Annotated in this window: 21 protein-coding genes; 7 read left to right on the forward strand and 14 right to left on the reverse strand. The window is 71.6% G+C overall.

Going from position 1 to position 22,978, the window contains the following annotated elements; all coding sequences use genetic code 11:
- Positions 1-165: 165 nt before the first annotated feature.
- The 6 genes from CFK38_RS12220 to CFK38_RS12245 form a co-directional block, all read right to left on the reverse strand.
- On the reverse strand, positions 166-498 hold the full coding sequence (locus CFK38_RS12220; protein ID WP_096803322.1) for a metal-sulfur cluster assembly factor: 333 nt from the start codon (positions 496-498) through the stop codon (positions 166-168).
- A gap of 98 nt (positions 499-596) precedes the next feature.
- Positions 597-1,352, reverse strand: a complete 756-nt coding sequence (sufC, locus tag CFK38_RS12225; RefSeq protein ID WP_096803323.1) for a Fe-S cluster assembly ATPase SufC — start codon at positions 1,350-1,352, stop codon at positions 597-599.
- A 75-nt stretch (positions 1,353-1,427) separates the two neighbouring features.
- Positions 1,428-1,766: a non-heme iron oxygenase ferredoxin subunit gene (locus tag CFK38_RS12230; RefSeq protein ID WP_096803324.1), complete on the reverse strand. Its 339-nt coding sequence runs from the start codon at positions 1,764-1,766 to the stop codon at positions 1,428-1,430.
- Complete coding sequence (gene sufD, locus CFK38_RS12235; RefSeq protein ID WP_096803325.1) at positions 1,766-3,088, reverse strand: Fe-S cluster assembly protein SufD; 1,323 nt, start codon at positions 3,086-3,088, stop codon at positions 1,766-1,768. Before sufD ends, CFK38_RS12230 begins: the two co-directional genes overlap by 1 nt.
- A complete protein-coding gene (gene sufB, locus CFK38_RS12240) occupies positions 3,088-4,515 on the reverse strand; it encodes a Fe-S cluster assembly protein SufB (RefSeq protein WP_096803326.1) in 1,428 nt (475 codons plus the stop codon). The genes sufD and sufB overlap by 1 nt, the downstream gene beginning before the upstream one ends.
- Positions 4,512-5,249, reverse strand: coding sequence for a helix-turn-helix transcriptional regulator (locus tag CFK38_RS12245; RefSeq protein WP_096804342.1), 738 nt, complete (start codon positions 5,247-5,249; stop codon positions 4,512-4,514). Before CFK38_RS12245 ends, sufB begins: the two co-directional genes overlap by 4 nt.
- 219 nt (positions 5,250-5,468) lie before the next feature.
- Between CFK38_RS12245 and CFK38_RS12250 the strand changes: the two genes are divergently transcribed.
- The 5 genes from CFK38_RS12250 (at position 5,469) to map (ending at position 10,252) form a co-directional block, all read left to right on the forward strand.
- Positions 5,469-6,542: a glutathione S-transferase family protein gene (locus CFK38_RS12250; RefSeq protein WP_096803327.1), complete on the forward strand. Its 1,074-nt coding sequence runs from the start codon at positions 5,469-5,471 to the stop codon at positions 6,540-6,542.
- A gap of 46 nt (positions 6,543-6,588) precedes the next feature.
- Positions 6,589-7,512, forward strand: a complete 924-nt coding sequence (locus tag CFK38_RS12255) for an ABC transporter ATP-binding protein (RefSeq protein ID WP_245851025.1) — start codon at positions 6,589-6,591, stop codon at positions 7,510-7,512.
- Entirely contained in the window at positions 7,509-8,303 is a 795-nt protein-coding gene (locus CFK38_RS12260) for an ABC transporter permease (RefSeq protein ID WP_096803328.1), read from the forward strand. The genes CFK38_RS12255 and CFK38_RS12260 overlap by 4 nt, the downstream gene beginning before the upstream one ends.
- Before the next feature lie 87 nt (positions 8,304-8,390).
- The gene (locus CFK38_RS12265; RefSeq protein WP_172895794.1) at positions 8,391-9,434 is read left to right on the forward strand and encodes a COX15/CtaA family protein; all 1,044 of its coding nucleotides are present in this window, start codon (positions 8,391-8,393) and stop codon (positions 9,432-9,434) included.
- On the forward strand, positions 9,431-10,252 hold the full coding sequence (gene map / locus CFK38_RS12270) for a type I methionyl aminopeptidase (RefSeq protein WP_096803329.1): 822 nt from the start codon (positions 9,431-9,433) through the stop codon (positions 10,250-10,252). The genes CFK38_RS12265 and map overlap by 4 nt, the downstream gene beginning before the upstream one ends.
- A 60-nt stretch (positions 10,253-10,312) precedes the next feature.
- Here map and CFK38_RS12275 read toward each other — a convergent pair whose 3' ends face one another.
- From CFK38_RS12275 to dut, 6 genes are all read right to left on the reverse strand, one after another.
- Positions 10,313-12,184 (reverse strand): 1-deoxy-D-xylulose-5-phosphate synthase, encoded by a 1,872-nt coding sequence (locus CFK38_RS12275; RefSeq protein ID WP_245851027.1) that lies wholly within the window; start codon positions 12,182-12,184, stop codon positions 10,313-10,315.
- 250 nt (positions 12,185-12,434) lie between these two features.
- Positions 12,435-15,242, reverse strand: coding sequence for an aconitate hydratase AcnA (gene acnA, locus CFK38_RS12280; protein WP_096803330.1), 2,808 nt, complete (start codon positions 15,240-15,242; stop codon positions 12,435-12,437).
- Between the two features lie 219 nt (positions 15,243-15,461).
- Positions 15,462-16,784 carry a class I SAM-dependent RNA methyltransferase gene (locus tag CFK38_RS12285; RefSeq protein ID WP_096803331.1) on the reverse strand — a complete coding sequence of 441 codons (1,323 nt, stop codon included), beginning with the start codon at positions 16,782-16,784 and terminating at the stop codon, positions 15,462-15,464.
- Positions 16,785-16,958: 174 nt separating this feature from the next.
- Entirely contained in the window at positions 16,959-17,705 is a 747-nt protein-coding gene (locus CFK38_RS12290) for a DUF3159 domain-containing protein (protein ID WP_096803332.1), read from the reverse strand.
- Positions 17,702-18,541, reverse strand: a complete 840-nt coding sequence (locus CFK38_RS12295; protein WP_096803333.1) for a DUF3710 domain-containing protein — start codon at positions 18,539-18,541, stop codon at positions 17,702-17,704. Before CFK38_RS12295 ends, CFK38_RS12290 begins: the two co-directional genes overlap by 4 nt.
- A gap of 2 nt (positions 18,542-18,543) precedes the next feature.
- The gene (gene dut / locus CFK38_RS12300) at positions 18,544-19,083 is read right to left on the reverse strand and encodes a dUTP diphosphatase (protein ID WP_096803334.1); all 540 of its coding nucleotides are present in this window, start codon (positions 19,081-19,083) and stop codon (positions 18,544-18,546) included.
- Between the two features lie 108 nt (positions 19,084-19,191).
- On the opposite strand from dut, the gene CFK38_RS12305 reads away from it, so the two are divergent.
- On the forward strand, positions 19,192-19,731 hold the full coding sequence (locus CFK38_RS12305) for a DUF3093 domain-containing protein (RefSeq protein WP_096803335.1): 540 nt from the start codon (positions 19,192-19,194) through the stop codon (positions 19,729-19,731).
- A gap of 116 nt (positions 19,732-19,847) precedes the next feature.
- Here CFK38_RS12305 and CFK38_RS12310 read toward each other — a convergent pair whose 3' ends face one another.
- Complete coding sequence (locus tag CFK38_RS12310; protein WP_096803336.1) at positions 19,848-20,150, reverse strand: DUF4193 domain-containing protein; 303 nt, start codon at positions 20,148-20,150, stop codon at positions 19,848-19,850.
- A gap of 302 nt (positions 20,151-20,452) precedes the next feature.
- Here CFK38_RS12310 and sepH point away from each other — a divergent pair, with 302 nt between their 5' ends.
- Complete coding sequence (sepH, locus tag CFK38_RS12315; protein WP_096803337.1) at positions 20,453-21,766, forward strand: septation protein SepH; 1,314 nt, start codon at positions 20,453-20,455, stop codon at positions 21,764-21,766.
- A gap of 66 nt (positions 21,767-21,832) precedes the next feature.
- Here the strand turns inward: sepH and CFK38_RS12320 are convergent, their stop codons facing one another.
- Positions 21,833-22,969, reverse strand: coding sequence for an alkaline phosphatase family protein (locus CFK38_RS12320; RefSeq protein WP_096803338.1), 1,137 nt, complete (start codon positions 22,967-22,969; stop codon positions 21,833-21,835).
- Between the last annotated feature and the right edge of the window lie 9 nt (positions 22,970-22,978).

Consider the following 22,978-nt stretch of genomic DNA (forward strand, 5'->3'; position numbering starts at 1 on the left):
CCACAGCTGGTCCGCCCGGCACCCGGCGGGGGAACGGCCCCTGCCCGGGCACGGGAGCAGAGAGATGCCCCTGCCAGACCCACGCGAGTTCTCGCATGCGTCCTGCAGGGGCATCTCCGCCCGTCCGGGCGGGCGCCGGCCGGGGCTCGCCGTCGGCTCAGCGAGTCAGAGGTTGAAGCCGATCGCGCGCAGCTGCTCGCGGCCGTCCTCGGTGATCTTCTCCATGCCCCACGGCGGCATCCACACCCAGTTGATGCGGTGCGACTCGGTGATGGGGTCGAGCACGGCGAAGGTCTGCTCCTCGAGCACGTCCGTGAGCGGGCACGCGGCGGAGGTCAGCGTCATGTCGACGACGGCGTGGCCGTCCTCGATGGTGACGCCGTAGACGAGACCGAGGTCGACGACGTTGATCCCGAGCTCGGGATCGATCACGTCCTTCATCGCCTCGATGACGTCATCGGAGCTCACCGTCGCATCCGGGGACTTCTGATCGGTCATGGGATCCTCCCGATGGGATGGGGGCCGCGGGGCGGCTCCCCGAGGGGTGGGTGCCGGCCCGGTCCGGGATCGCTCCCGGCCCGGGCCGGCCGGTGGCGTCAGGCGCCGACGAGGAACCGGTCGTAGCCCTCGGCCTCGAGGCGCTCGGCCAGCTCGGGGCCGCCCTGCTCGGCGATCCTGCCGGCCACGAAGACGTGGACGAAGTCCGGCTTCACGTACTGCAGGACCCTGGTGTAGTGGGTGATCAGCATGATGCCCACCTCGGTGTTCTCCTTGGCGCGGTTGATGCCCTCGGAGACCACGCGCAGCGCGTCGACGTCGAGGCCGGAATCGGTCTCGTCGAGAACGGCGATGCCGGGCCTCAGCAGCTGCATCTGCAGGATCTCGTGGCGCTTCTTCTCACCGCCGGAGAAGCCCTCGTTGACATTGCGCTCGGCGAAGACGGGATCCATCTTCAGGTCGTCCATGGCGCCCTTGACGTCCTTGACCCAGGTGCGCAGCGAGGGGGCCTCGCCGTCGACCGCGGTCTTGGCGGTGCGCAGGAAGTTCGAGACGGTGACGCCGGGGACCTCGACGGGGTACTGCATCGCGAGGAACAGCCCGGCGCGGGCGCGCTCGTCGACACTCATCTCGAGCACGTCCTCACCGTCGAGGGTGACCTCGCCGTCGGTGATCTGGTACTTGGGATGCCCGGCGATCGCGTAGGCGAGGGTGGACTTGCCGGAGCCGTTGGGGCCCATGATCGCGTGGGTCTCGCCCGCCCTGATCGTGAGGTCGACGCCCTTGAGGATCTCCTTGGTGCCCTCGGGGGTCTCGACGGTGGCGTGGAGGTTCTTGATCTCCAGAATCGACATAAGTGGTTCTCCTTGACCAGTGGTGCTGGTGGATTCGTGACGACGGATGGGCGCCGCAGGCGGTGCCCGAAGTGTTCAGGTGGCGGGAGCCGCGGTCGGATCCACCAGGATCGCGCCGCTGCTCTCGTCGATGCGCACGGGGAACACCCGCACGGGAAGGACGGCCGGCAGCTGCAGCGGGCGACCTGTGACCAGGTCGAACTGGCTGCCGTGCTTCCAGCATTCGATGGTGCATCCCTCGACGTCGCCGTCGCTCAGCGCGATCTCGTCGTGCGAGCAGATGTCCTCGAGGGCGTGGACGCCGCCGTCCTCGTCGCGCACCACGGCGATCTCGAGGTCGCCGATGACGACGTCGATGGCCTCGCCGGGGGCGAGGTCCGCCAGGGCGGCGACGGGGACGAAGGCGTCCGACATCAGTTCATGCTCCGTGCGAGCTCGTCCTCGATGGAGGCGGACAGGCGCTCACGGATCTCCGGCACGTCGATCTGCTGGATGATCTCGGCGAAGAAGCCGCGCACCACCAGACGACGGGCCTCGATCTCGGGGATGCCGCGGGCACGCAGGTAGAACAGCTGCTCGTCGTCGAAACGACCCGTCGCCGCGGCGTGGCCCGCTCCCTCGATCTCACCGGTCTCGATCTCGAGGTTCGGCACCGAGTCGGCGCGCGCCCCTTCGGTGAGCACCAGGTTGCGGTTGAGCTCGTAGGTGTTGGTGCCCTCGGCCTCCTTGCGGATCAGCACGTCGCCGACCCACACCGAGCGGGCGTTCTTGCCCTGCAGCGCACCCTTGTAGGCGACGTTGGAGACGCAGTTCGGCGCGCTGTGGTCCACGAACAGCCGGTTCTCGAAGAACTGGTTCTCGTCGGAGAAGTACAGGCCCAGCTTCTCGATCTCGCCGCCGGGTGCCGCGTACTCGCCGATGGAGTTCAGGCGCACGGCGCTGCCGCCGAGGGTGACCGCGACGTGCTTGAGGCGGGCGTCGCGACCCACGCGGGAATGGTGGGTGGCGATGTGCACGGCGTCGTCGTCCCAGTCGTGCAGGGTGATGACGGTCATCTGTGCGTTGTCACCGACGATCATCTCGACGTTCTGCGCATACTGCGCGGCGCCGGAGTGATTGAGGATGAACGTCGCCGAGGAGGACTCCTGCGCCTCGAGCACGATGTGCGCGTTGGCACGACGATCGGCGCCGCGGCCGATCATGTCCACCCGGAACGGCGCGTCGTAGGCGACGTTCTTCGCGGCGACCAGGTGCAGCGCCTGCTCGCTGCGGGCCGAGGCCACCGCGGTGGCGAGGTCCTCGGGCACCAGCACGGTGCCGCGCGGGGCCTGACCGGGCGCCAGCGTGCCGGCCTCGGGAGCCCCTTCGGGCACCGTGACCCGGTAGTCCACCGCGGGGTCGCCCTCGCGGTCGTCGGTCGCCTCGTCCCGGAACAGTGCCGCGAAGCGGCGCAGCGGGGTGAAGCGCCACTCCTCGATATCGCTCTTGGGGACCTCGTGGTCGGAGACCTCGAAGGAGCGCTTGCGGGCTCCGCGGTTCGACGCGGCGTGGGCTGCGGAGACGTCCTGGCCCGGCAGGGTCAGGTTCTCCTCCTCCAGTTCGGGCGCCGCGACGGTGTCCGTGCCCTCGAGGGCGCCTCCGGCGGCGACCGGCGCGGCACCGGCCGCGTGGCCGACGGCCTCATTGGCCGTGGGGTCTCCGGCGCTCTCCGCGCCCTTCACATCGGTGGTCGTCATCAACCGACTGCTCCTTCCATCTGCAGCTCGATCAGGCGGTTCAGCTCCAGGGCGTACTCCATCGGGAGCTCGCGCGCGATGGGCTCGATGAACCCGCGCACGATCATGGCCATCGCCTCGGTCTCCTCCATGCCGCGGCTCATCAGGTAGAAGAGCTGCTCCTCGGAGACCTTGGAGACGGTGGCCTCGTGGCCCATCTGGACGTCGTCGACGCGGACGTCGACGTAGGGGTAGGTGTCGGTGCGCGAGATGGTGTCCACCAGCAGCGCATCGCACAGCACGGTCGAGGCCGAGTGCTCGGCACCCGGCATCACCTGGACCAGCCCGCGGTAGGAGCTGCGCCCGCCGCTGCGCGAGACCGACTTCGAGACGATCGAGCTCGAGGTGTGCGGTGCCATGTGCACCATCTTCGAGCCGGTGTCCTGGTTCTGGCCCTCGCCGGCGAAGGCGACCGAGAGGGTCTCGCCGCGGGCGTGCTCGCCCATCAGCCAGACCGCCGGGTACTTCATGGTGACCTTGGAGCCGATGTTGCCGTCGACCCACTCCATGACGCCGCCCTGCTCGACGGTGGTGCGCTTGGTGACCAGGTTGTACACGTTGTTCGACCAGTTCTGGATCGTCGTGTAGCGGACGCGGGCGTCCTTCTTCACCACGATCTCGACGACCGCGCTGTGCAGCGAGTCCGAATCGTAGATCGGGGCGGTGCAGCCCTCGACGTAGTGCACGTAGGAGCCCTCGTCGGCGATGATCAGCGTGCGCTCGAACTGGCCCATGTTCTCCGTGTTGATCCGGAAGTAGGCCTGCAGCGGGATCTCGACGTGGACGCCCTTGGGGACGTACACGAAGGAGCCGCCGGACCACACGGCGGTGTTCAGGGCGGAGAACTTGTTGTCACCCGAGGGGATGACGGTGCCGAAGTACTCCTTGAACAGCTCCGGGTGCTCCTTGAGCGCGGTATCGGTGTCCAGGAAGATGACGCCCTGCTGCTCCAGGTCCTCGCGGATCTGGTGGTAGACGACCTCGGACTCGTACTGCGCGGCGACGCCGGCGACGAGACGCTGCTTCTCCGCCTCGGGGATGCCCAGGCGGTCGTAGGTCTCCTTGATGTCCGCAGGCAGGTCCTCCCAGGAGGTGACCTGCTTCTCGGTGGAGCGGACGAAGTACTTGATGTCGTCGAAGGCGATCCCCGACAGGTCCGGTCCCCAGGTGGGCATCGGCTTCTTGTCGAAGAGCCGGAGCGCCTTCAGCCGGCGCTCGAGCATCCATTCGGGCTCGCTCTTGCGGGCCGAGATGTCCCGCACGACGTCCTCGGACAGTCCGCGGCGCGCATTGGCACCGGCAGAGTCCTCGTCGTGCCAGCCGAAGGCGTACTGGCCCATCGAATCGATGATCTCGTCCTGCGAGAGCTTTTCTGGTGCGCTCGTCATGGTGTCCTTCCCTCTGTGAGTGGAATGTGTGTCGTGCAGGCATGGGCGCCCTGCGCCAGGGTGGCGAGGCGTTGGACGGGCGCTCCGATGAGCCGGGAGATGGCCCTGGTCTCGGCCTCGCACAGCTCTGGATGATCTGCCGCGACGTCGAGGACCGGGCAGTGCCCGTGGCACAGCTGGGCCGTCACGAGCGTACGCGCCGCAGCGCCGGAGTGCGCGCCCCGGGCCGGCAGCGGCACGTGCAGGGGGCGCACGGTGGTGGCGTACCCCCGCTCGGTGAGCAGTGCCGAGAGCAGCTCCAGCTTGCGCACGGGCGTGACGGTCTCTCCTGCCGCCTCCCGCTGCGCGACCATCTCGGCGACGGTGCTCTCCCAGTCGGCGATGCGGCGCTCCGCCAGAGCGGTCACCGCCTCCTCGCCGCCGATCCGGGCGAGCTCGTCGACCGCCATCACCGCCATCTCGTCGTACCCGCCGGGCAGGTTCTCGTGCGCGGACTGCGAGAGGACGAACGACTTGCTCGGGCGACCGCGGCCGCGCGGGCTGGCGGGCATCTCGTGCTCGGCGATGACCCCGTCGGCCTCGAGCGCCGCGAGATGCCGCCGCACCGCAGCGCTGGTGAGGTCGAAGCGCTCGGCGAGCTGCCGTGCCGTGATCGGGCCGTACGTGGAGATGTCCTGCACGAGACGGTCGCGCGTGGTCTGCGCGACGCCCGGCGCGGACTCCGATGTGCTCACGGTGGCCTCCTCCCATCCCTCGACGTCTTTCATTTTACAACATCAGGCTTGCCAAATACGACCCGTCCACTGTGTGGCACAGCACCAAGGGTGCCCTAACCTGCGGATCTTCCCCTCGGGTCGATGCGTCGGACGGAGTCGGGGCGACCCCCGCTTCCCTCTAATACCGCTTTCAACTACTGTGGGGGCGTCCTCCTCGTCGATCCCAAGGGACCTCAGATGACCACCGAGAATCCGCAGCCGGCCGCTCCCACCGAGGAGCACTCCACCCGGGGCGCCTATGTCACGGGCGCGTCCTTCGACCGCGACATGAACTACATCGACGACCGCATCACGCGCGAGGGCGGAGGCGGCTGGCCGGTCGAGGCCGGCCGCTACCGCCTGATCGCCGCGCGCGCCTGCCCCTGGGCGCACCGCACCCTGATCTCCCGCCGACTGCTGGGACTGGAGGAGGCGCTGTCGGTGGGCATGCCCGGCCCCACCCATGACCAGCGCTCCTGGACGTTCGACCTCGACGAGGGCGGTGTGGATCCCGTGCTGGGTCACGAGCGCCTCCAGGAGGCGTACTTCGCCCGGTTCCCCGACTACCCGCGCGGGATCACGGTGCCGGCAGTCGTCGATGTCCCCACGAAGGCCGTGGTCACCAACGACTTCCAGCAGATCACCCTCGACTTCGCCACCCAGTGGACCGCGCACCACCGCGAGGGTGCCCCGGACCTCTACCCCGCCGCGCAGCGTGCGGAGATCGATGCCCTGAACAGGTGGATGCTCCACCGCGTCAACAACGGCGTGTACAAGGTCGGCTTCGCAGGCTCGCAGGAGGTGTACGAGAAGGAGTTCACCGCACTGTGGGAGGCGCTGGACGAGCTCGAGGAGCGACTGGGGCGCAGCCGCTACCTGATGGGGCCGAGGATCACCGAGGCCGATGTGAGGCTGTTCCCCACCCTGATCCGCTTCGACCCCGTCTACCACGGTCATTTCAAGGCCAATCGGCAGACGCTGGCGAGCATGCCGAACCTGTGGAACTACACCAGGGACCTGTTCACCACCCCGGGTTTCGGCGACACCGTCGACTTCGCGCAGATCAAGCGCCACTACTACTACGTGCACGAGGACCTCAATCCCACGCAGGTGGTGCCGCTGGGGCCGGATCCGACCCCGCTGCTGGAGGCTCATGACCGCGACCGCTTCCGGACCGAGACCTGGGGGCCGGACGGCACCGCGCCGCAGGCACCGCTCGCCGCCGAGGTGGTCGATCCCGCACACACGCCGCTGCACGTGAGCGGCCGCTGAGGGTCCGGTGCCCCCTGCCTCCTTCGCGGCCTACGATGGGCGCGCCATGGAAGACCACTCCCCCGCCCTCGTCGCCCACGACCTCACGCTCAGCTACGGCTCCGTGCGTGCGCTGGACGGGCTGAGCCTGACCGCCGAGCGCGGCGCCGTCACGGCGCTGCTGGGCCCCAACGGCGCCGGCAAGACCACCGCCATCTCCTGCGCCACCGGCCTGCTGCACCCCGATGCCGGATCGGTGCGGGTGCTCGGCACCGATCCGTGGCGCTCGAGCCCCGAGCACCGGGCACGGGTGGGGGTGATGGTCCAGGACGGCGGTCTCACCTCCGGGGCCTCCGCGATGCAGCTGCTGCGCTACGGCGCGAGCCTGCACGCCGCGCCGCTGGACGTCGCCGAGGTCGCCGCGCATCTGGGGATCGACGACTTCGCCCGCACTCTGGTGCGGCGCCTCTCGGGGGGCCAGCGCCAGCGCCTGGCGCTGGCGCTGGCGATCATCGGACGCCCCGATCTGGTGTTCCTCGACGAGCCCACCGCCGGGATGGATCCCTCCATCCGACGACGGGTGCGGGAGCTGATCCGTGGGCTCGCCCGCACCGGCACCGCCGTGATCCTCACCACTCATCTGATGGACGACGTGGTGGGGCTGGCCGATGCGGTCCGCGTCATCTCCCGCGGCCGGGTGCTCGCCTCCGGCTCCGTCCAGGAGGTGATCAGCGAGCATCGCTCGGCCGACGGTGCGGTGGTGGTGCAGGCCACCGCCTCGGGCGTGGACCCCGAGACGGTCCCCGCGCTCGAGGCCGATCTCCGCGCCGCCGCCGCCCGGCACGGCGCACGGCTGGAGATCACCTCCGGCGGCGCGGCCGATCTCGAGACCGTGCTGCTGGACCTGATGGATGCGGATCACCCGGAGGCGGCGCCGACCGCGACCCGGACCGCCGCAGCCGCCGCCCCGGCCGAGGAGGACCCCCGATGACCGTCCTGCGCGAGCCCGCCTCCCCCGACCGCGCCGAGCGCACCCCGCGCCCCGCCCCGCCGCTGCGTCGCATCCTCGCCCATGCGAACCTGGAGGCCCGGATCCTGCTGTCCAACGGGGAGCAGCTGACCGTCGCCATCGCCCTGCCGGCGATGGTGCTGATCGGACTGTGGCTGCTCCCGCTGGGGCGCCTCGACGGCGTCCCCGCGATCGACACCGCGGTCGCGGCGACCTTCGCCACCGCGCTGATCTCCACCTCCTTCACCTCGCAGGCGATCATCACCGGCTTCGACCGGCGCAACGGCGTGCTGCGCTGGGTGGCGACGACGCCGCTGGGCCGCGGCGGCTATCTCGCCGGCAAGATCCTGGCCACCCTCGCCACCCATGTGCTCCAGGTGCTCGTCCTCGGCGTCATCGCACTGCTGATCGGCTGGCGCCCGGACCTCCTGGGCCTCCTCGGCGCACTGCCGGTATGGCTGGCGGGGACCGTCGCCTTCGGCGCACTGGGTCTGCTGGTGGCCGGCACCCTGCGCACCGAGGCGGTGCTGGCGGTCTCCAACCTGGTGTTCGTGCTGCTGGTCGCCGTCGGCGGCGTCGCCTTCCCCACCTCGTCCTACCCGCGGATCCTGGCCGGTCTGGTGGATCTGCTGCCCTCGGGTGCCCTGGGAGAGCTGCTGCGGGCCTGCCTGGCCTCCGGCCCCTTCTCCCCCGGCTCCGCTCTGGTGCTGCTCGCCTGGGCCGTCGCCGGTGTCCTCGCCGTGGTGCGCTGGTTCCGGTGGACGGACAGCTGAGCTGCACCTCCCGGCAGCGGTGCGGCATCCGTCGCATCGGTCCACACGGCCCAGCGAATTCCCGGCCGGTGAATCTAGACTCGAGGCATGTCCCGCCCCACCCACACCACGACGCGTCTGCCCGAGCGACACGGCCGCGTCACCACGCTGCCCGACCGCCGACTGACGTCCTGGGGACCGCGGCGTCGGGCCCGACTGGCCGCCGTCGTGTTCTGGGGCAACCTCCTCAGCCAGATCGGCATCATCCTCTCCGGCGCGGCGGTGCGGCTGACGGCCAGCGGTCTGGGCTGCTCCACCTGGCCGAACTGCAAGCCCGGCCAGTTCACGCCGGAGCTGACGATGGCCTCCGGCATCCACCCCTTCGTGGAGTTCGGGAACCGGATGCTGACGGGGGTGCTGAGCGTCTTCGCGATCGCGCTGCTGCTGGTGACCTGGCGCTGGCTGAGGCATAAGGGCCTCGGCTTCCGGCGCCTGGCCTGGGTGCCGCTGATCGGCACCGCTCTGCAGGCGATGATCGGCGCTTTCGTGGTCTGGCTCGACCTGCACCCCGGGCTGGTGAGCCCGCACTTCCTGATCTCCCCGCTGCTCGGCGCCGTCTCGATGGTGCTGCTGGTGCGGCTGTACGACGGTGACGGCCGGATGCGTCTGGCGGTCCCCGCCCGGGCGATGGGCGTGTTCGTGCCGCTGGCCGTGGTCGGATTCGTGGTCCTGGTGCTGGGCACCATCGTCACCGGCACCGGGCCGCACTCCGGAGATTCCGGGGACGTCACCCGGATCGCCCTGAACCCGATGATCGCCGCCCGCATGCATGCGCTCGCGGTCTACGCGTTCTGCGCGCTGCTCGCCGTGCTGCTGCTGGTCCTGCACCGCGCCCGCGCCCGTCGCGAGGCGGTCGTCGCCGCCTGGTGGCTGGTGGTGCTCACGCTCGCGCAGGGCGTGATCGGCTACATCCAGTACTACCTCGGTCTGCCCGAGCTGGTGGTATTCCTCCACATGATCGGGGCGGCGCTGTTCGCCGCGAGCATCGCGTGGGTGGGAGCCCGGCTGGTCACCTGGCAGGAGGCCGACACCGGTGCCGACCCGGACCACGGCGACGCGCCCCTCGCCCACGACTCCACGGAGGCACGATGATCCTCGGCCGACGCCGCCGCAGCTCCACGCAGGAGCTGCCCACCCTGGCCCAGGCACGCCCGGCGGGCGAGTTCGTCGCCTCGACGCTCTCCCACCTGCGCGAGGTGGTGGACGTGGGCTGGAACCTGCTCGAGGTCGATGCGGAGGCGCATCGACTGATCCGCGAGGCCGGGGCGACCAGCTGCTACCTCGACTACCACCCGGTGTTCGGGGCCTCCCCCTTCGGGCACGTCATCTGCACCTCGCTGAACGACGGCGTCCTGCACGGCCGGCCCTACGACCGGGTGCTGGCCGACGGCGACCTGCTCTCCCTCGACTTCGCGGTCGCCGTCGAGGGCTGGGTCGCCGACTCCTGCCTCTCGATCACCGTCGGCACGCCCCGCGCGGAGGACCTGCAGCTGATCCGGGACACCGAGCAGGTGATGTGGGCCGGCATCGATCAGGTGCGGGCCGGGAACACGGTGGGCGACATCGGCCATGCGGTGACGAACCGGGCGCATGCGCTGGGCTACCTGATCAACGACCGCTTCGGCGGCCACGGCGTGGGGCGCACCATGCATGAGGCGCCGTTCGTGCCCAACCACGGCACTCCCGGAGGTGGGGCCGAGCTGATCGCCGGTCAGCTGATCACGGTCGAGCCGTTCCTGGTGCCGACCACGTCCGCACTGCGCGTCGATGAGCGCGACGGCTGGACCCAGCTCTCCGCCGACGGCTCCCGGGGCGCCCACGCCGAGCACACGCTGCAGGTCACCGACGGCGCCCCGATCGTCCTCACCGCCCGGGCGGATGATCCCGCGCCCCGCAGCTCCCAGGGCTGATCCGGTCCCCCGGCGGCTCCGACCGCTGGGAACGTTCCGGGAGCGCGCGCCGGTCCCCCGTCAGGAACCCTGCAGCAGGCCGCGCAGGCTCGCGGCGATGCCGGAGGCGTCCAGTCCCTGCGCCGCGAGGATCGCCTCGCGCTTGCCGTGCGGGATGAACTCCGCGTCGATGCCGAGGGTGCGCAGCACCGGGCCGGGGGCCGCGAGCGTGGCACGGCGGGCCAGACGGGTGCCGAGCGCGGCACCGATCCCGCGCTCCGTGAGACCGTCCTCGAGGGTGACGACCGCCCGGGCGGAGGAGGCCAGCTCCAGGAGCTCCTCGCCCAGCGGCAGAGCGCGGACCGGGTCGAGCACGAGGACATTGAGCTCGCCATGGCCGCCTGCGAGGTCGGCGGCGGCCTCGACGGCACGCGGCGCGAGAGCGCCGATCGAGACCAGCAGGATGTCCACCGGGGCCTCCGGATCCCCGGCCAGCATCTCCCCGGCGGGCAGGCGTGCCAGGGCGGGCAGCTCCGGCGGGCAGGCGCCCTTGGGGAAGCGCACCAGGGACGGACCGGAGGTCGCCAGCGCGGCGGGGACCGCGGCGTCGAGCCGGACGGCGTCCCGCGGTGCCCACAGCGAGAGCCCGGGCACCGTCGTGGCGAGTGCGAGGTCCCAGATGCCGTGATGGCTGGGGCCGTCGTCCCCGGTGATGCCTGCCCGGTCCAGGGTGATCGTGACGTCCTCGCCATGCAGGGCGACGTCGAGCAGGAGCTGGTCGAGCGCCCGATTCAGGAAGGTCGCGTAGAGGGAGACGACCGGCCTGCGGCCGCCTGCGGAGAGTCCGGCGGCGGTGTCCAGGGCGAGCTGCTCGGCGATGCCGACGTCGAGCACGCGCCCCGGCATCTCCTGCTGCATCGGGGTGAGGCCCACGGGGTGGACCATCGCGGCGCTGAGCGCGATCACGCGCTCGTCGGCGCGGGCCGCAGCGAGCACCGCGGCCCCGAGCCTCGCAGTCCAGGTGGCAGTCGGGGTGCTCGCGGCCGGCTGCTCCTCGAGCGGGAAGGGGCCGGTGGCGTGCCAGTGGTCCACGGCATCGGCCTCGGCGCGGGCGAAACCGGCACCCTTGCGGGTCAGGACGTGGACGAGCACCCCGGCGCTCCTCGGGTCCTCGGCGGCACGGCGCGCCGAGACCAGAGCCTCGGCGAGGGCCTCGAGATCATGACCGTCGACCGGTCCGACGTAGGTGAGCCCGAGGGCGGTGAACATGTCCTCCCCGGCCCGGACCCGCCCTCCGCGCAGCGCTGCGAGATGGTCGGCGATGCCGCCGACGGTCGGAGCGTAGGAGCGCATGTTGTCGTTGAGCACCACCACGGTGCGGGATCCGCGATCGGCCGCCAGCACGTTGAGGGCCTCCAGCCCCACCCCGCCGGTGAGGGCGCCGTCCCCGATGACCGCGACGGCGCTCCCGCCGTCCCCGGCGAGCCGATGGGCGCGGTCCAGTCCGTGGGCCCAGGCGATCGACCCCGAGGCGTGCGAGTTCTCCACCAGATCGTGGACGGATTCGCTGCGGTCCGGATACCCGGCGGTGCCGCCCGCGGTGCGGAGCCCGTCCAGCTCGGCGCGGCCGGTGAGCATCTTGTGCACATAGGCCTGATGACCGGTGTCGAAGACGATCGGCTCGGCCGGGGAGCGGAACTCGCGATGCAGGGCGATCGTCAGCTCGACGACGCCGAGGTTGGGGCCCAGGTGCCCGCCGCTGCGCGAGCAGATCTCCACCAGACGCCGGCGCACGGTGCGCGCGAGCCCGGGCAGCTGCCCGGCGGACAGTGCCCGCAGCGCGCCCGGATCCGCGGGGATCGGCACCTCGGCCGATACCGGTGCCGGGATCGACGGCGTCACCGCGGCGGGCCCGCAGGACGGGGCGACGGGACGCTGCTCAGTGGTGGACACGCGTGGACCTCCCTCGGGGACGGGGCCGGAACAGGCCCAGGTTACGTGGTCCTGACCTGTCACGACGTGCGACATGGTCACATCTGTGCATATCTTCACCGAGGGTTCACGGGTCATCACCGAGGTCTGCATCAGGGTGCAGAGAGGCCGCGCATCGGTGCACGGGAGCGGGCCCGGGCGTCCCTCCCGGCCCCGGACGCGACGACGCCCCGGCCCACTGGGCCGGGGCGTCGTACGCCGCGTGCGTCGCTCAGGCGGCGGCGACGAGCGAGCGCAGCACGTACTGCAGGATGCCGCCGTTGCGGAAGTACTCCGCCTCACCGGGGGTGTCGATGCGGACCACCGCGTCGAACTCGGCGGAGCTGCCGTCCTGCTTCTCGGCGACGACCTTGACGGTCTTCGGGACCGAGCCCTCGTTCATCGCGGTCACACCGGAGACCGAGAAGGTCTCGGTGCCGTCCAGGCCCAGCGACTCGGCGCTCTCGCCCGCGGGGTACTGCAGGGGCAGCACGCCCATGCCGATCAGGTTCGAGCGGTGGATGCGCTCGAAGCTCTCGGCGATGACGACCTCGACGCCGAGGAGCTTGGTGCCCTTGGCCGCCCAGTCGCGGGAGGACCCGGTGCCGTACTCCTTGCCGGCCAGGACCACCAGCGGGATGTCCTGCGCGGCGTAGGCCTGGGCCGCGTCGTAGATGAACTCCTGCTCACCGGTCAGGAAGTTCTTCGTGTATCCGCCCTCGACGCCGTCGAGCAGCTGGTTCCTGATGCGGATGTTGGCGAAGGTGCCGCGGATCATGATCTCGTGGTTGCCGCGGCGCGAGCCGTAGGAGTTGAAGTCCTTGCGGGCGACCCCGTGCTCCTGCAGGTAGCGACCGGCCGGGGAGTCCAGCTTGATCGCGCCGGCGGGCGAGATGTGGTCGGTGGTGGTCGAGTCGCCGACCTTGACCAGCACGCGCGCACCGGAGACGTCCGTGAGCGGGTCCGGCGTCGCGCCCATGCCCTCGAAGTACGGGGGCTTGCGCACGTAGGTGGACTCGGAGTCCCACTCGAAGGTCGCGCCCTCGGGGGTCGGCAGCGCTCGCCAGCGGTCATCGCCGGTGAAGACGTCCTGGTAGTCCTCGGTGAACATCTCCTGGGAGATGGACTCCGCGATGACCTTCTCGACCTCGGTCGGGCTCGGCCACAGGTCGCGGAGGTAGACCTCGTTGCCGTCCTTGTCCGTGCCCAGGGAGTCGTTCTCGAAGTCGAAGTCCATCGTGCCCGCGAGGGCGTAGGCGATGACCAGCGGCGGGGAGGCCAGGTAGTTCATCTTCACGTCGGGGTTGATGCGGCCCTCGAAGTTCCGGTTGCCCGAGAGCACGGCGGTGACGGCGAGGTCCTTCTCGGCGATGGCCTCGGAGATCTCCGGGTCCAGTGGTCCGGAGTTGCCGATGCAGGTGGTGCAGCCGTAGCCCACCAGATGGAAGCCGAGCGACTCCAGCGCGGGCCAGAGGCCGGCCTTGGTGTAGTAGTTCGTGACCACCTGGGAGCCCGGGGCCATGGAGGTCTTCACCCAGGGCTTGGCGACCAGGCCGCGGTCCACCGCGTTCTGCGCGAGCAGGCCGGCGGCCATCATCACCGACGGGTTCGAGGTGTTGGTGCAGGAGGTGATCGAGGCGATCGAGACGATGCCGTGGTCGATCGAGAAGTCCTCGCCCTTGACCCGGACCGGGTTCGAGGCCCGGCCGGCCACGTGCTGGTGCTCGGGGGCGGAGCCGCCGGAGTCGTTGTCCGAGCCCTGGCTCGCCGGGTCGGAGGCCGGGAAGGTGCCGGCGGTGTCCCCGCCGTTCCCGGAGGCCTCGTGGTGGGCCGCGTAGGACGGCAGCACCTCGCGGAAGGACTCCTTGGCCTTGGTCAGCACGATGCGGTCCTGGGGACGCTTCGGGCCGGCGATCGAGGGCACCACGGTGGACAGGTCCAGCTCCAGGTACTCCGAGTACACGGGCTCCTTCGACGGATCGTGCCACAGGCCCTGGCGCTTCGCGTAGGACTCGACCAGCGCGAGCTGCTCCTCGGAGCGGCCGGTCAGTCGCATGTAGTCGACCGTCACCTCATCGATCGGGAAGATCGCGCAGGTGGAGCCGAACTCGGGGCTCATGTTGCCGATGGTCGCACGGTTGGCCAGCGGCACCTGGGTGACGCCCTCGCCGTAGAACTCGACGAACTTGCCCACCGCGCCGTGGTCGCGCAGCATCTCGGTGATGGTGAGCACCACGTCGGTGGCGGTCGCGGCCGGAGGGATCTCGCCGGTGAGCTTGAAGCCGACCACGCGCGGGATCAGCATGGAGACCGGCTGCCCGAGCATCGCGGCCTCGGCCTCGATGCCGCCGACGCCCCAGCCCAGCACGCCCAGGCCGTTGACCATGGTGGTGTGGGAGTCGGTGCCGACGCAGGAGTCGGGGTAGGCGCGCAGCACGGACCCGTCCCCCGTGCTGTTCGGGACCTCACGGGTCATGACCGTGCGGGCCAGGTACTCGATGTTGACCTGGTGGACGATGCCGGTGCCCGGGGGGACGACCTTGAAGTCGTCGAAGGCGGTCTGACCCCAGCGCAGGAACTGGTAGCGCTCGCGATTGCGCTCGTACTCGAGCTCCATGTTCTTCTCGAGCGCGTCCAGGCGGCCGGCCACGTCGATCATCACGGAGTGGTCGATGACCATCTCGGCGGGGGCCAGCGGATTGATCTTCTCCGGATCGCCGCCGAGATCCTGCATCGCCTCACGCATGGTGGCCAGGTCGACGACGCAGGGCACGCCGGTGAAGTCCTGCATGATCACGCGGCCGGGGGTGAACTGGATCTCGACCGACGGATCGGCCTCGGGGTCCCAGCCCGCCAGCGCACGCACGTGATCGGCGGTGATGTTCGCACCGTCCTCGGTGCGCAGCAGGTTCTCGAGCAGGATCTTCAGGCTGTAGGGAAGCTTGTCGGCGCCCTCCACGGCGTCGAGCGCGTAGATCTCGTAGTCGGTCCCGCCGACGGTGAGATCCTGTTTCGCGGCGAATGAGTCGACAGTGCTCATCAGGCGAACTCCTTTGGGTTGAGGTGACCCCTCCATCGTAGGCGCGTCCGTCGCGGGAAGCAGGCGAACGCCCACCTCGCCGCGGACGGGTGCCCGTGCAGGTCGTGGGAGGGTCGGTCGGGCGGACCCCGACTGTTATCTTGAAGTCAAGATAAATAATACCACGAGGCGCCGCCGTGTCCTGACAGGCTGTCAGCTGCCGCCGGTGCGGCGTGGGCGTCAGCCCGCCGTGCGCTCGAGCACCGCGACGGACTCGATGTGGTGGGTGTGCGGGAAGAGGTCGAAGGCGCGCAGGTCGGCGATCTGCCAGCCCTGCTTCTCGATCGCGGCCAGATCGCGGGCAAGGGTGGACGGCTCGCAGGAGACGTACACGATCCGCTGCCGCACCGCCCGGGCGAGCAGACCCATCAGCTCGGTGCCGGCGCCGTTGCGGGGCGGGTCCAGCACGACCACGTCGACGCCTCCGCGCCGGGCGCGGACCCAGTCCGTGACGTCCGCGGTGGCCGTGGAGGCCTGCGGCAGGTGCTCGAGGTTCTCGGCAGCGAGCTGGGAGGCGCGGCGGTTCCCCTCGACCGTGACCACCGAGCCGTCCGGACCCACCTGCTCAGCGGCCACCGCACCGAAGAGCCCCACGCCGCCGTAGAGATCCCAGGCGCTGCCTCCGTGGGGGGCGCGCAGAGTCGTCTCGACCACGTCGGAGAGCAGCTCGGCGGCACGCCGGTGCGACTGCCAGAAGCCGGTGGCGCCGACGGTGAACATCCGCTCGCCCACGCGTTCGTGCACGGTGCCGTCACCGCGCAGCAGGACCAGCTCCCGAGCCGTGCGCACCGCGACGTCCGCATCGCCCCAGGTCTCCGGGATCCGCACGGCATCGGGGTCCAGCTCCCGACCGATCAGCACCACCGAGGCGGGACCGGCGGAGGGGGCCACGGCGTCGATCGCCTCGGTGCCCGTGGGGGCCGTCCACTCCCCCAGGCGCAGCTCGCGGATGCTCTGGGCGGAGAGCGGATCCTCGCCCACCGGCCGCACGGCATGGGAGCGCCAGCCGCGCATGCCGACCCGTCCCTCGGCATCGACGGCGTAGCGGACGCGGGTGCGCCAGGCCAGGCCGTCGGCATCGTGGGGTGCGGGCTCGACCTGCACCTGCTCGATCGGGTAGCTGGTCACGCCGGCCCGGCGCAGCAGCTCCTGCAGGACCTCGCTGGCGATCCGGCGCTGCGCCGGCAGGGCGATATGAGCCCACTCCGCGCCGCCGACGCCGTCGACCCCGGCCTCCTCCCAGACCGAGGGGACCCGGTCCACCCCGGCCTCGAGCACGTCCAGCGCCTCGGCCCGCCAGAAGCGGGCATCGCGCTTCTCGCGGGGATCCTCGAGCAGGCGGGCGGTGACGGTCTCCCCCGGCGTGGTGCCGCGCACGAACACCACACGGCCCTCGTGGCGGGCCACGAAGGTGCCACCGGCAGCGGGAGGGCCGACGGTGAGAGTGAGGAGGCGATCGCCGAGGGCGGCGTCACTCGGCATGCGGTCGGCATCCGGGCTCATCGGACACTCTCTTCCCGTCCGGGTCGGGGACGACGCGGACCGTGGCTGCTCGTACGGATGGTGGGACCGACAGCAGATACCTGCTCACAGGACCCTCGTCCCCATTGTCTCATCGGGTGGACCGTCCTCGGACACGCAGCGCTCCGACGCTCGCCGACGTGCGCGCCCCGGTGATCAGCCGCGGTCGCGGCGGGCCAGCAGGCCGCGGTGCATGAGCCAGACCAGATAGGCGACGATGACGAAGGCCGGCAGCCCCATCGCGATCTTCGCGGCGCCGAGCGCCGCCACCTGGCCGGTCAGCAGCAGGGGCAGCTGGACGGCGAGCTTCGCGGCGTACAGCAGCACGAACAGCAGCGTCGCGCGCGTGTAGACGCGCCGGGCGTCGGGATCCTCGACCCAGTCCTTCACCCGCGGGTCCAGCAGGCCCACCATCAGCCCCACCAGAGGGCGGCGGAGGGCCAGCGAGGTCAGCAGCACCAGCAGCGCGACCGCGTTGGTGACGATGCCGGGCCAGTAGAAGTCCGAGCCCTCGCCGGAACGGATCGCGAGCACGGCGCCGAGCGCGGCGGCGATCAGGCCGCCGAGGACGGTGCTGATGCTCTGGCGCTGGACGATGCGGGCGATCAGCAGCACCGCCACCGCCGCGGTCGCGGCGACGGCGGCGATCATCACCGAGCGGGTGGAGACGAAGAGCACGACGAACAGGAGCGTGGGCAGCGCCGATTCGATGATGCCGCGCGGCCCGCCGATGGCGGCGGCGACCGAGAACTCCTCCTCCTGGAGGACTGCGCCCAGTCCGCTGCGCCGCTCCTCGTCGCCGCTCGGAGCAGGGTCCGGCGAGGAGTGCGGCGGCGGCGAGGAGGGCGATTCCTGCGACGGCAGCTGCCGCGAGGGGACCGGGTCCTCCGTGGCGGGGCTCATCCGATCTGGGTGATCTCGGGACCGCGGGCCAGCGGGTCCAGCGGTCCGGAGCGGATCTGGTCCAGACCGGGACGCTCTCCGGGAAGGTGCAGCGGGATCAGCTCCTGGGGGGCCATCGCCCCGGTGCCGCGCACCACGACCAGGCGTGAGACCAGGGTCTCGAAACGGCGCGACTGCTCGGGGTCGCCGAGCGCCTTGCCGGTGAGGATCGCCCGGAGGAACCAGCGACTGCCGTCGACGCCGATGAATCGTGCCGGACGGTAGCCGGTGCGTCCGTCGGCCCGCTTGACCGGCAGCCGGGTGATCAGCTCGGTGCCGAATGCCCCGGTGCGCGTCTCCGCGGTGCCGCCCTGCGTGACCACGGAGTCGCGCAGCGACTGGCGCACGTCCTCCCACAGACCGCGTGACTTCGGGGCCGCGAACGCCTGGACCTGCAGCGAGGAGCCTCCCAGGACGAGATTCGCGCCGGTGACCGCGCCGCTGCGCTGATCGACCTCCATCCGCAGCTCCATGCCGTCGATGGTGGGGACCTGCAGCCCGCCGAGGTCGATGCGGTCCTCCTCCGGGGCGTCGGCCTCGTCGTAGGGGCCGTCCTCGAGATGCTCACCGCGGGGCGCCTGGTCGACCTCGGCCTCCGGCCGGTCCGCGGCGGCCTGCTGGGGCGCGGCGTCGTCCTGCTCCCGGTGCTCCTCGGCGCGCTCGGCGGGTTCGTCGGATTCTGCGGATTCTGCGGGTTCGGCGGACTCCGCGAACTCGTCGGGCCGGCGCTGATCGCGGTGAGCGGTCGCGTCGGCCTCCTCGGTCCGGTTCCGCTTCCTGCCTGAGAACAGTCCCATGGTCATCCCTTCCTGGTCTCGTGGGCTCCGGTGGGGGCGCCGCCCCCACCGAAACCGCCGCTGGAGCCGAAGCCGGCACCGGCCCGGGCGGTCTGGTCCAGATCCTCGACCTCGTCCAGGCGCGGGGCGAGGAACGGCACCACCACCAGCTGGGCGATGCGGTCCCCGACATGCAGGGCGAAGGGCTCCGACGGATCGGTGTTGTGCAGGGCGACCTTGAGCGGGCCCCGGTAGCCGGCGTCCACGATACCGGGGCCGTTCAGCACCGTGATGCCGTGACGGGCGGCGAGGCCCGAGCGGGGGCACACCATCCCCACGGTCCCGGCCGGCAGTGCGAGGGCGAGGCCCGTGTCCACCAGCGCCCGCCCCCCGGCGGGGATCACGAGCTCCTCGGCGCTGGCCAGATCCAGTCCGGCGTCGTCGGGGTGGGCGCGGTGCGGCATGGGCACCGCCTCGCGGCGACGGATCCGCAGTGCGGGCGGCTCGGGGGCGGAAGCGGGCTGGGCGGCCTCTGGCAGGGTGTCAGCGTGGTCGACAGGCATGGCCCCAGAGTATGTCGTCTGCGAACGGGTGCATCCAGCCGCCGCGGAGCTTCGCGGGCAGCGGGCCGACCGAGCAGATCCTCAGACGGTGCGTGAGACCATGACTGCATGCCCGCAGCAGCCGATCACACCGCCGAGCCCGCATCCCCGACCCCCGCGGGGAGCGACCTCCCCGCCGCCCAGGATGCCCCGCTGTTCCACGAGCGCCTGCTGCCGGGACCGGGGCTGTGGATCACCGCCGTGCTCGTGGGCGGGGCACTGGGCCTGATCCTGGTGCCGGTGAACCTCACGGTCGCGATCGTGGTCTCGGCGGTCGCGATCATCGTGGCGCTCCTCCTGGTCGTGCTGTACTCGCCGGTGCTCGAGGTCACCGAGGGCCGGTTCCGTCTGGGCCGTGCCCGGATCGAGGTGGAGCTGCTCGGCGTCCCGGTGGTGCTGCGTGGTCAGGAGTGGGCGCGGACCATCGGACAGGACTTCGAGCCCCTGGCGCACCACTGCGTGCGCGGCTGGACGCGCACCGGGCTGCGCATCGAGGTGCTCGACGACGAGGACCCCGCTACGGCCTGGGTCGCCTCCACCCGCCGCCCGGACGATCTCGCCCTGGCCCTGCGCACGGCGCAGACGCTGCGGGAGGGCGGGAGCCGCTGACGCCGGCGCCCTCCTCAGCGACATGCACAGCGGCACCGCCCCCTTCGGGTGCGGTGCCGCTGTGCTGCGCTGTGACGGTGCCGCGCGATGACCGTCCTCCGCCAGCGAGCCGAGGATCAGGCCGCCGCGCACTCCTTGCAGATGATGAGCGTGCCCTCGACGTGGTCGATCTGGCTGCGGTGCTTGACGAGGAAGCAGCTGGCACAGGTGAACTCGTCCGCCTGGCGGGGCAGCACCCGCACCGAGAGCTCCTCGCCGGAGAGGTCGGCCCCCGGGAGCTCGTAGGAGTCCGCGGCCTCGGCCTCGTCCTCGTCGACGGTGGGGGTGGCGGCCTCGCTCCGCCGACCCTTCAGCTCCTCGATGGAGTCATCGTTCGAGTCGTCGTCGTTCTTGCGCGGGGCGTCGTAATCAGTGGCCATCTACGGTCCGTTCCTGGTAGTCGTCGGAAGATCCGACCGGGGGTCCTGGGGCAAATCCGCGCCGGGGGTGTCCTCGCGGGCCGCATCGCGGCGGCCACGCTGTCAACGCTGAATGCGGCGGCATTATTGCAGAGTGGACTGCGACCTACAACACCGTGTCCGCAAGGGATGGCAACACGCCACCGGCACAGGCCCCGGGAGCGGGCGCCGCGGCGCCGCGCACGATATGGTCACGGCCTAGACTTCTGCACCAAGCGACACGTCTGCACGCCAGCGACCAGGCTCCGACGGAGAGGACGACGATGCGCGAGCTCGAACTCGACGGGATCCATGACGACGGGGAACATGTGCTCCTGGTCGACTCCGATGGCGAGCGGTACACGCTGCGCATCGACAAGGCTCTGCGCGCCGCGGTGCGCTCGGACCGCCCGGCGCTGAACATGATCCAGGCAGTCGACGCCGCGCCCCTGCGGCCCCGGGAGATCCAGGCGATGCTCCGCTCCGGCCGCAGCGCGGAGGACATCGCGGAGGCCTCCGAGATCCCGCTGGAGCACGTGCGCCGCTATGAGGGCCCCGTCCTCGCCGAGCGCGAGTGGACCGCGCAGCGGGCCCGCGTCTTCCCCGTCGGCCGGGGCGGCCCCAGCCTGCTCGACGTCGTCTCCGAGCGGCTCGCCGCGCGGGAGGCGACCGGGGAGACGGCCTGGGACGCCTGGCGGCGGCAGGACGGCACCTGGACCCTCGAGCTGACCTTCTCCGCCGGCGGCCGCACGCGTCAGGCGCACTGGGTCGCCGACCTCGACAACCGGTCGGTCGCGCCGGTGGATGACGAGGCCCGCTGGATCAGCGACGAGGATGCCCCACCGGAGCCGTCCCGCGGTCGGGGCCGGCTCCAGGCCGTCAAGAGCGCCGTCTACGACCTCGAGGCCGACGGTTCGCTGGAGGGCTCGCCCGCGTCCACCCCGCGTGCCCGCACCTGGCCGCCGCGACGGCCGGTGCCCGAGGAGCACCCCTCGGTGATCGACGACGACGATCTCGATGCGCTCAACGCCCGTCGGGGACTGCGCTCGGTGCCGCGTCCCGAGAACTCCGGCACCGTCTGGTCCGGTCTCGAGGACGCGGAGCCCGCCGTGGCGGCCGAGGACACCCCCTCGCACGGCTCGGACGACGGGCAGGGACGCCGCGCGGACGCCTCCGCGCGGCCCGACGGATCCGCGGATCCGGCTCTCACCGCGGAGCGGGAGGTGGCCGATCCGGACCGTGAGGCCGCGCTCGAGCACTCGGTCGGTGCCGGCGAGGACAGCGTGTTCACGGACCTCGACTCCGCAGCGCTCGACGCCGACGGCACGGACTCCGCGGACGGGGCGACCGCTCCGTCCGAGCAGTCCGGGTCCGCGACGGAGGAGGATGCAGGGGCCGCCGCCGCGTCGCTCAGCTACCAGGACACCGTGGATCTCACTCCGCTGCCGGGCTTCGACGAGCCCTCGTCCGCGGACGCCCCGGCGGAGGAGACGGAGGAGCCCGCGGAGCCCAAGTCGGCGAAGAAGTCCCGGCCCCGCAGCAAGCGGGCCTCGATGCCCAGCTGGGACGAGATCGTCTTCGGCTCCAAGCACGACTGACCCGCGACGGCACCGCGCCGCGGAGCTGGACAGCCCTGCGGGATGGTGCTTGGCGCTCCGCGCAGCTCAGCTCTCGGTGCGCAGCAGCGGCACCCAGGCCTCCGCCGAGGTCAGCGATCCGTGGACGCCGATCATGCGGCGGGCGGTGTCGGGCCGGCGGGAGAAGTCGTCGATGCTCCAGCGCCCCCGGGCGAGCACCAGCACGTCCGGGATCCGGGGTGCGACCCGCTCGGGGACCGCGGCACCGGCGGGTCCCAGCAGGCCTGCGGCGAGGATGTCCGGGCGGCGGAGCACCAGCGCCCGCTCGCCGAGCAGTGCGGTGAGTCCCTCCGCGAGCTCCTCGTCCACCCCCGCTCCCGGCACGGTGTGCAGGGCGAGTGCGCGCGCCTCCCCCGCGGCCTCCTCGACCAGGCGCAGCAGCTGCGGCTGAGCGGCGAGATCGATGGTGTGCTCCGCCGAGGTGTCGACCATCCCGTGATCGGCCGTGAGGTGGATCCGGGTGCCGCGCGGGAGCCGGCGCAGCAGGGTGCCGAGCAGGGAGTCGACCTCGGCCAGCGCGGTCCTCCACTGCTCGGAGTCGATCCCGTGCCGGTGCCCGGCGTGGTCGACGTCGTCGACGTGGAGGTGCACCAGTCCGTCCGGTCCCGCCCGGTGCAGCGCGGTGCGCACCGCCTCGACCCGGTCGCCGCGGCCGTGGCCGAGGAACTCCCAGCCGCGGAAGGCGACGCCGCTGAGATGGGAACCGGCGTGCTTCGCGGGTGCCACCTGCACGGCTCGGCGAGACCCGGTCTCGACCGGGGTGAGCAGCGGCATCCACTGCCCGGGGTCGGTGCCCGGGGCGCCGGTGAGCTGGTTGAGGCTGCGCCCGGTGCGCGGATCCCGGGTGAGATAGCCGAGCACGCCGTGCCTCAGCGGGGGCTGGCCGGTGTGCAGGGAGACCATCGCGCTCGAGGTGGTCGCCGGGGTCACGGTGCGGATCCGCGAGATCTGCGACTCCGCCCGCCGCAGCGTGGGGGTCAGCGAGCGGTGCTCGGCGAGCAGGTCGGCTCCCACCCCGTCCAGCAGCACCACCAGGTCGCGTCCGGGGTCGGGGTGCTCGAGCAGCGGTGGGATCACATCCAGCAGCGCCGGACGGTCCGTCCCGGCGAACGGCGGGGGCAGCAGGTCCGCGGGCCAGCCGGCCGGGCGGTCCGGCGCGGTCATCGGCGGTCC

This window comes from Brachybacterium vulturis, from assembly GCF_002407185.1.
Lineage (GTDB): Bacteria > Actinomycetota > Actinomycetes > Actinomycetales > Dermabacteraceae > Brachybacterium > Brachybacterium vulturis.